The 8,122-nt window shown below is 69.5% G+C and carries 8 protein-coding genes; all 8 read right to left on the bottom strand.

Going from position 1 to position 8,122, the window contains the following annotated elements; translation table 11 throughout:
- On the bottom strand, positions 1-1,609 hold a 1,609-nt coding region (locus AC3XYG_RS05635; RefSeq protein ID WP_489138835.1), incomplete at its 3' end, for a xanthine dehydrogenase family protein molybdopterin-binding subunit.
- 167 nt (positions 1,610-1,776) lie between these two features.
- Entirely contained in the window at positions 1,777-2,487 is a 711-nt protein-coding gene (locus AC3XYG_RS05630) for an ABC transporter ATP-binding protein (protein WP_489138834.1), read from the bottom strand.
- Positions 2,474-3,229 (bottom strand): ABC transporter ATP-binding protein, encoded by a 756-nt coding sequence (locus AC3XYG_RS05625; protein ID WP_489138833.1) that lies wholly within the window; start codon positions 3,227-3,229, stop codon positions 2,474-2,476. The genes AC3XYG_RS05630 and AC3XYG_RS05625 overlap by 14 nt, the downstream gene beginning before the upstream one ends.
- Positions 3,226-4,221, bottom strand: coding sequence for a branched-chain amino acid ABC transporter permease (locus AC3XYG_RS05620; RefSeq protein WP_489138832.1), 996 nt, complete (start codon positions 4,219-4,221; stop codon positions 3,226-3,228). The genes AC3XYG_RS05625 and AC3XYG_RS05620 overlap by 4 nt, the downstream gene beginning before the upstream one ends.
- On the bottom strand, positions 4,218-5,093 hold the full coding sequence (locus AC3XYG_RS05615) for a branched-chain amino acid ABC transporter permease (RefSeq protein WP_489138831.1): 876 nt from the start codon (positions 5,091-5,093) through the stop codon (positions 4,218-4,220). Before AC3XYG_RS05615 ends, AC3XYG_RS05620 begins: the two co-directional genes overlap by 4 nt.
- A 24-nt stretch (positions 5,094-5,117) precedes the next feature.
- A complete protein-coding gene (locus AC3XYG_RS05610) occupies positions 5,118-5,696 on the bottom strand; it encodes an ABC transporter substrate-binding protein (RefSeq protein ID WP_489138830.1) in 579 nt (192 codons plus the stop codon).
- Positions 5,697-5,701: 5 nt separating this feature from the next.
- The gene (locus tag AC3XYG_RS05605; protein WP_489138829.1) at positions 5,702-6,364 is read right to left on the bottom strand and encodes an ABC transporter substrate-binding protein; all 663 of its coding nucleotides are present in this window, start codon (positions 6,362-6,364) and stop codon (positions 5,702-5,704) included.
- A partial coding sequence (locus AC3XYG_RS05600) for a xanthine dehydrogenase family protein molybdopterin-binding subunit (RefSeq protein ID WP_489138828.1) occupies positions 6,361-8,122 on the bottom strand: 1,762 nt, incomplete at its 5' end. The genes AC3XYG_RS05600 and AC3XYG_RS05605, both read right to left, overlap by 4 nt.

Genomic DNA, 8,122 nt, shown 5'->3' with positions numbered 1-8,122 from the left:
GCTGGTCGCTGTCGCCCTGCAGGAGCTTGATCTTCTCGAAGGGGATGCCGAGCTTCTCCGACAGCACCTGCGCGAACGGCGTCGCATGGCCCTGGCCATAATCGAGCGTGCCGGTGATGAAGGTCACCGAGCCGTACGCTTCGAAGCGGATGCCGCCCATTTCCGGCCCGGGCGGCGCCGTGACCTCGAGGTAGCAGCCGATGCCGCGGCCGCGCAGCCTGCCGCGGGCGGCGCTCTCGGCGTGGCGGTCCGGGAAGCCGTCCCAGACCGCCGCCTCGATCGCCCGGCCGAGCAGGCCCGGGAAGTCGCCGCTGTCATAGGCGGTGCCGGCCGGGGTCTTCCAGGGCAGCTGGTCCGGTGCCACCATGTTGCGCAGGCGCAGATCGACCTTGTCGATGCCAAGTTCGGCGGCTGCCGTGTCGATCAGCCGCTCCATGTAGTAGTTGCCCTCGGGGCGGCCGGCGCCGCGATAGGCGCCGATCGGCACGGTGTTGGTCACGGCGCAGATCGTGTTCACCTCGGTCAGCGGCGTGCGGTACATGCCGATCGAATTCTTGGCGATGTTGAGGGTGGTCATCATCGGGCCCACCGGCGACAGGTAGGCGCCGAGGTTGCCGTAGCCGGTGAAGCGGGTGGCGAGGAACTGCCCCTCGGCGTCGAGCGCCAGCTCGGCCACCACCTCCATGTCGCGGCCGTGGTGGTCCGACATGAAGCTGTCGGAGCGCTGGTCGGTCCACTTCACCGGCCGGTCGAGTTCTCGCGCCGCATGCATCAGGCAGACATATTCCGGGAAGACCGCGCCCTTCATGCCGAAGGAGCCGCCGACATTGCCGGTGATGAGGTGGATCCGGTCGGTCGGAACGCTCATCGCCTCGGCCAGGTTGTTGCGCTTGCCGAACACGCCCTGGCTCGGCGCGTGGACGGTGAAGCGACCGGTCGCGGCATCGTGGCCCACCACCGCCGCGCGCGGCTCCATCGGGTTGACGACGATGCGGTTGTTCAGGATCTCCAGCCGGGTGACATGCGCCGCCTGGGCGAAGGCCTCGGCGACCTTCTCGGTGTCGCCATAGTGGTAGTCGAGCACCAGGTTGCCGGGCGCCTCGTCATACAGAAGCGGCGCGCCGGGCGCGATCGCCTCCGGCACGCGGGTGACGGCGGGAAGCGGACCGATGTCGAGTTCCACGGCCTCGGCCGCATCGCGCGCCTGATGGGCCGTCTCCGCGATCACCACGGCGACCGGATCGCCGACGAAACGCACCTTGCCCGCGGCCAGCGCGTGGCGCAGTGGGGTCGTCATCGGCGACCCGTCGCGGTGCTGGAACGCGATCACGCATTTCAGCGGCCCGTAGCCCATCGGGGCGAGATCGGCCGCGGTGTAGATTGCGAGCACGCCCGGCATGGCGCGGGCCGTCTCGGTCGAGATGGCTTCGATCGTGCCATGGGCGTGGGGGCTGCGCACGAAGGCGGCATAGGCCTGGCCGGGCAGGCTGACATCGTCGGTGTAGCGGCCTTCGCCCCGCAGCAGCGCCGGGTCTTCCAGGCGGGAGACGGGCTGTCCGATGCCGAATTGAAGGGAAGCGGAATCCTCGGGCTTGAAGAGATCGTTCATCGGCGGAGCCTCTGGCACTCGGGGCGGACCCTCGGCATCGCGCACGTCGGCACGATATCGGCCGAGGCCCGGGGGATGGCGAGAGTCAGGGTAGGCGCCGATGATGGAACGAGAGACGCCGTTTCGGCAATGCTCCATCCGGTCGCGCGCAGGGCAGGGGCGTCCAGTCAGACGGCGCAGTAGCGGTCCTGGATGGCCTGGTCGGCCAGCAGGGCGGCGGCGCTGCTCTCATGCACCACCTCGCCCTGGTCGATGATCACGGCGCGGTCGGCCAGGCGCAGCGCCCATTCGACGTTCTGCTCGACCAGCAGCAGGGTCGTGCCCTCGTCGCGCAGCCGACGGAACAGCACGCCCATCTCCTCGACCAGCACCGGCATGATGCCCTCCGACGGCTCGTCGAGCAGGATCATGCCCGGCTCCGCCATCATGGCGCGGGCGATGGCCAGCATCTGCTGCTCACCGCCCGACAGGGTGCTGCCTTGCTGGCCCAGGCGCTCGGCCAGCCGCGGGAAGGTGGTGGCGATGCGGTCGATGGCAATGCGCTCGCCGGCCCGCCCGGCGCCGGCGACCAGGCCCAACCGCAGATTCTCCGCCACCGTCAGGCCGGGCACGATCCGCCGCTCCTCCGGCACATAGGCGAGGCCGAGGCGGTAGCGGGCATGCGCCGGCAGGCGCATCAGGTCGGTGCCGGCGAAGCGCACCTCGCCCGCCGTCTTCGGCATCAGCCCCATGACCGAGCGGATGGTGGTGGTCTTGCCCGCGCCGTTGCGGCCGACCAGCGCCACGATCTCGCCCGCCGCCACCGACAGCGACACGCCGTGCAGGACATGGCTGGCGCCGTACCAGGCGTTCAGGCCCCGGATCTCAAGCATAGCCATGCGACTGCCCCAGATAGACGCGGCGGACCTCGGGGTCGGCCTGGACCTGGGCCGGGGTGCCGTCGGCGATCAGCCGGCCGTGATGCAGCACCAGGATGCGGTCGCTCAGGCCCAGGATCATCTTCATCTTGTGCTCGACCAGCAGGATGGCGCGGTCGGCCGCCAGCCGCTCGATCAGCGCCACCATCTCCTTCGTCTCCTCCGGCCCCATGCCGGCCGTCGGTTCGTCCAGCAGCAGCAGTTCGGGGTCGGCGACCAGGGCGATGGCGATCTCCAGCGCGCGCTGCTGGCCATGGGCGAGCGACCGGGCCGGGTCGTGCCGCCGGGCAGACAGGCCGACGGCGGCCAGCGCGGCATCCGCCAGGTCGTCCAATTCGTGCAGCCGGCGGCGGTCGCGCCAGATGTCGTAGCGCGTGCGCAGCGCCTGGGCCGCGACGCGGACATTCTCGTGCACGCTGAGCGCCTGGAACAGGGTGGTGATCTGGTAGGACCGGGCGATGCCGAGATGGGCGAAGCGGTGCTGCTTCGTCCCGGTCAGGTCCCGGCCCTTGAACCGGATGGTGCCGCTGGACGGCGGCAGCGCGCCCGACAGCACATTGAACAGCGTGCTCTTGCCGGCGCCGTTCGGGCCGATCACGGCGGTGATGCGGTTCGGCTCGAACACCGCCGAGACGCCGTCCAGCGCCACGAAGCCGGAAAAGCGCCGGCCGATGTCGCTGATCTCGTGGAAGGGCGCGGTCATCGGCCCGATCTCCAGGCCAGGACGGTGCCCCAGATCCCCTTGGGCAGGAACAGCACGAACAGCACGAAGACGCTGCCGACGATGATCTGCCAATGCGGCGTCCACAGCGAGACCACATCCTCCATCAGCAGGAAGGCCAGCGCGCCGATGAAGGGGCCGAAGAAGCTGCCGGCGCCGCCCAGCAGCGTCATCATCACGATCATGCCGGAGGTCTGGTAGTGCAACGAATCCAGCGGCACGATCGCCAGGTGCAGCGCCGACAGCGTGCCCGCCAGGGCGCAGATCAGGCCGGACAGGGCGAAGGACAGCAGCTTGGTGCGCTCGACGTCGTAGCCGCAGGCGCGGGCCCGGGTCTCGTTCTCGCGGATCGCCTCGATCGCCGCGCCGAAGGGCGAGTTGAGGATGCGCGAGACGAACCACAGCGCCAGCGCCGCGAACACCATCAGCACATAATATTTGTTGACGGGGTCAAGGATGTCGATCCGCCAGCCGAGAATGTCCAAGGACGCGACCGTGAAGCCGCGCAGCCCGTTCTCGCCGCCGGTCCAGGCGGAGGCCTGCAGCGCCGCGTAGTAGACCAGTTGCGCCAGCGCCAGCGTCACCATCGAGAAGTAGATGCCGCGGGTGCGGATCGACAGCGCGCCGATCACCACCGCCAGCATGCCGCCACCCAGCACGCCCAGCGCCATCGCTACGAACCAGGGCAGGCCGAATTGGCCGATGGCGATGCCGGTGATGTAAGCGCCCGTGCCAAAGAAGGCGGCATGGCCGAAAGACAGCATCCCGGTGTAGCCGAACAGCAGATTGTAGCCGACGGCGAGGGTGCCGTAGATCAGCACGTTCACCGCCAGCGCCTGGGACGGCAGCAGCCAGGGCAGGGCGCACAGCGCCAGGATCGCCAGCGGCACGCGCCAAGCGGACAGCGTGGCCCGGATCCCGGCGGGCCGTGCCGTCCGGACGGGTGCGGCGAGGGGCTTGGTCGCGGCGGTCATGCGCCGGCTCCGGCCCGGCCGAACAGGCCTTGCGGGCGGACCAGCAGGACGATCGCCATCAGCGCAAACATGACGATGGTCGCCATTTCAGGCGCAAACAGCGCCGTCATGCTGACTGCGACACCGACCAGCAGCCCGGCGACCACGGCGCCGAGCAGCGAGCCCATGCCGCCGATCACCGTGACCACGAAGGCCTCCGCCAGCACCAGCGATCCCATCTCCGGATTGACGTTGCGCATCGGCGCGGCCAGCACCCCGCCCAGCGCCGTCAGCCCGACGCCCAGGCCGAAGACCAGCAGCCAGACCCGGCCGATATCGACGCCCAGGACGCGCATGATCAGCGGGTCGCGCGCCCCCGCCCGGACGATCAGGCCGAACCGCGTCTTCTCCAGCCCCAGCCACAGCAGCAGCAGGACCAGGGCGACGACGCCGATGACGAAGATCCGGTAGATCGGGAAGAAGCCGATGCCGAGGTCGACCACCCCGGCCAGCGCCCGCGGCGTCGGGAACGGCATGCCGTCGCTGCCGAACACGATGCGCACCGCCTCGACCAGCACATAGCCGAGGCCGAAGGTCAGCAGCAGCGGGTCGTCCGGCCCGCGCCGGTACAGCGGCCGGATCAGGAAGCGTTCGATCGCCATGCCGAAGACGCCGACGGCGACGGGCGCGACCAGCAGCGCCCACCAGAAGCTGCCGGTCCGCATGGCGACCCACAGCCCGGCATAGGCGCCGACCATGAACAGCGCGCCATGGGCGAAGTTGACCACGCCCAGCATGCCGAAGATGATCGACAGGCCCAGCGCGGCCATGATCAGGACCGCGCCCAGCGCGACCCCGGAAAACAGCTGCATGGCGATGAGTCCGGCGTCCATGGCGGTGCCCCTCCCTTCAGGCGGTCAGGCGGGGAAGCCCAGCTCGGCACAGCTGCGCAGCACGGTCTCGGACGCCGGCTCTGCCGCCAGCACGGTGAACAGGTCGGCATCGTTCGCCATGTCCGCTTGCTTCTTCGATTCCAGCACCAGCACCGACTGCACCGACTGGTGGTCGCATTTGCGGTAGCTCTGCGGTCCCTTGGCAACGTCGTATTTCAGGCCCTCCAGCGCGGCGATCACCTTGTCCGTCTCCGGCCCGCCGGCCGCCTGCATCGCCAGCAGCAGGGCGGAGACGCCGGTGAAGCCGTAGGCGCCGTAATCGGTCGGCACGGCGCCGTCATTGGCGGCGCGGAACGCGTCGTTGAACGCCTTGGCGCTGGGGATCGACTGCTCCAGCCCCCAATAGTAGTTGGCGCCGCCGACCACGCCCTCGAACGCGTCCGGGCCGATCGCCAGGCGCTGGTTGTGCAGCAATACCGGCACCACGATCCGCATCAGGTTCTTCACGCCGAAATCGACCGCCTGCTTGATCGCGTTGGCCTGGTCGCGGCCGAAATTGCAGATGCACAGGACGTCCGGCCGCAGCGACATCAGCTGCGGCATGAAGGTTAATCGGCGGCGCCGAAGGGGTGCAGGATCTCGCCGACGCTCGTGGCGCCGATCTCGTCCTGGGCGCGCTTGAAGCCGCGCAGCATCTCATGGCCATAGGCATAGTCGGCGGCGAGATAGGCGACCTTGGTGCCCTTCTGGAAGCTGTGCCGGGCGACAGCCGCCGTGGTCATGTGCGGGTTCAGCGCCTCATGGAAGGTGAAGCGGCTGAAATCGGTGGCCTCGTTGATGGTGTCGGACTGGCTGATCGAGATGTAGAGCACGCCGCGGGCGCGGGTGACCTCGTTGACCGCGAGCTGGATGGCGCTGGACAGGGCGCCGACCACGGCATGCACCTTGTCCTTCTCGATCAGCTCCAGCGTCCGGGTCGCGGCCTCGCCAGCGTTCAGCTTGTCGTCGCGGACCAGCAGTTCGACCTTGCGGCCGGCGACGCCGCCCTTGTCGTTGACCAGCTTCACCGCCAGCTGGGCGCTCTTGACCTGGTCCTGGGCCTCGGCCGCGAAGGGGCCGGTCAGCGGCGTCGGGAAGCCGATGCGGATGGTGTCGTCCTGCGCCCGGCCGATGCGCGGCATCGCCAGCAGGGCGGCGCCGGCGCCCAGGCCCAGCACGGCGTTGCGACGGGAGATGGTTCCGGTCGCCAGGCTCCTGATCGTCTCGGTCATCGCGTCCTCCTCTGTCCTTGTTTTCGTTGATTCAGACCCGGGCCGCAGATCCGGCCCAGTGCCTTCAGCAGCCGGGCCGGCGTCATCGGGATCTGCGCGATGGTCGCGCCGAACGGCGCCATTGCGTCGTTGACGGCGTTCAGCGCGGCGGCCGAGGCGGCCGCGGTGCCAGCCTCGCCGCAGCCCTTGGCGCCGAGCTCGGTGTCCTTTGTCGGGGTCTCGACATGGCCGATTTCGATATCCGGCATCTCGCAGGCCATCGGCACGAGGTAGTCGGCCAGCGAGCCGTTGGTCAGCTGGCCGGTCTCGTCGTAGCGGCATTCCTCGAAGAAGGCGGCGCCCAGCCCCTGGACCACGCCGCCGCGCACCTGTTCGTCGACCAGCATCGGGTTGATGATCCGGCCGCAATCCTCGACCACCCAGTGCTTCAGGATGCGGACGAAGCCGGTCTCGATGTCGAGCTCGACCAGGCAGCCCTGGATGCCGTTGGTGAAGGCGAAGGGATAGCCCTGCGGCGCGTGGTGATGCGCCACCGTCAGTTGTGCCTGGGTGCCGGGCGGCAGTGTATCGGCTCGGAAATAGGCGATGCGCGCCACCTCGGCCAGGTCCATGCGCGGCTGACCGGTCGTTCGGTCAATGATCCAGCCATCCTGCAGGTCCAGCGCCGCCGGCTGCGCCTGCAGGATCGCCGCGGCGACGTCCAGCACATTGGCCCGCAGCTTGCGGCCGGCCTGCAGCGCCGTCTCGCCGCCGATGCCGGTGCCGCGGCAGGCCCAGGTCGCGCCGCCATGGGGCGTGACCTCGGTGTCGCCGGTGATGACGCGGACCCGGTCGGGCGTGAGGCCCAGCTGGTCGGCGACGATCTGGCCGATGACGGTTTCGGTGCCCTGGCCCTGCTCGGTGACCGAGATCATGCAGCGCACCTCGCCCGACGGCGTGAGCGCGATGACCGCGCCGTCCTGGGCCGAGATGCGCGCGCCGCCGACGCCGTAGAAGGCCGGGCCGGGGTTGGAGATCTCGACGAAGGCGGCGATGCCGATGCCGCGATGGATGCCCTTGCCCCGCAGCGCCGCCTGCTCCGCGCGCAGCTGGTCATAGCCCATCATCCGCTTCAGCCGGGCCAGGCAGGCCTGGTGCGACAGCGCCTCGAACTGGTAGCCGGTCGGCGAGACGAAGGGATAGGCATCGTCCGGGATCAGGTTGCGGGCCCGCATCTCCGCCGGGTCCAGGCCGACCTTGGCGGCGGCCAGATCGACCAGCCGCTCGGTGACGGCGCAGGCGATCGGGTGGCCGACGGCGCGGTACTGGCTGGTCTGCACTTTGTTCTGGAACACCACGGACAGCTCGGCGCGGTAGCTGTGGGTGCGATAGGGCGCGCCGATCAGGCGGATCACCTGGTTGCCCTCGACCACACTGGTGCGCGGATAGGTCGAAAAGGCGCCGACGGCGGTGGCGTCGTCGACCTGGATCGCCAGGATGCGCCCGGCCTCGTCCACCGCCATGCTGGCGCGGACGCGATGGTCTCGGGCGTGGATGTCCGACACGAAGGATTCGAGGCGGTCGGCCACGAACTTGACCGGCCGGCCCAGCAGGATGCTCAGGCCCACCACCGCCATGTCCTCGGGATAGACATGCAGCTTCATGCCGAAGGACCCGCCGATATCGGGCGCGACCACTCGCACCTGCGCCTCGGGGATGCCGTAGTGGCGGGAATACAGGTCCTGGAACTGATACGGCGTCTGCGTCGCGTGGTGGACG

This window comes from Inquilinus sp., from assembly GCF_057815775.1.
The sequence above is the reverse complement of the archived record's forward strand: the minus strand, read 5'-3'. Positions and strand labels throughout refer to the sequence as shown.

Bases quoted from the DNA above. Each gene is read 5' to 3' on its own strand.
- AC3XYG_RS05610 (WP_489138830.1), bottom strand. From the start codon at position 5,696: ATGCCGCAGCTGATGTCGCTGCGGCCGGACGTCCTGTGCATCTGCAAT.
- AC3XYG_RS05615 (WP_489138831.1), bottom strand. From the start codon at position 5,093: ATGGACGCCGGACTCATCGCCATGCAGCTGTTTTCCGGGGTCGCGCTG.
- AC3XYG_RS05630 (WP_489138834.1), bottom strand. From the start codon at position 2,487: ATGGCTATGCTTGAGATCCGGGGCCTGAACGCCTGGTACGGCGCCAGC.
- AC3XYG_RS05620 (WP_489138832.1), bottom strand. From the start codon at position 4,221: ATGACCGCCGCGACCAAGCCCCTCGCCGCACCCGTCCGGACGGCACGG.
- AC3XYG_RS05605 (WP_489138829.1), bottom strand. From the start codon at position 6,364: ATGACCGAGACGATCAGGAGCCTGGCGACCGGAACCATCTCCCGTCGC.
- AC3XYG_RS05625 (WP_489138833.1), bottom strand. From the start codon at position 3,229: ATGACCGCGCCCTTCCACGAGATCAGCGACATCGGCCGGCGCTTTTCC.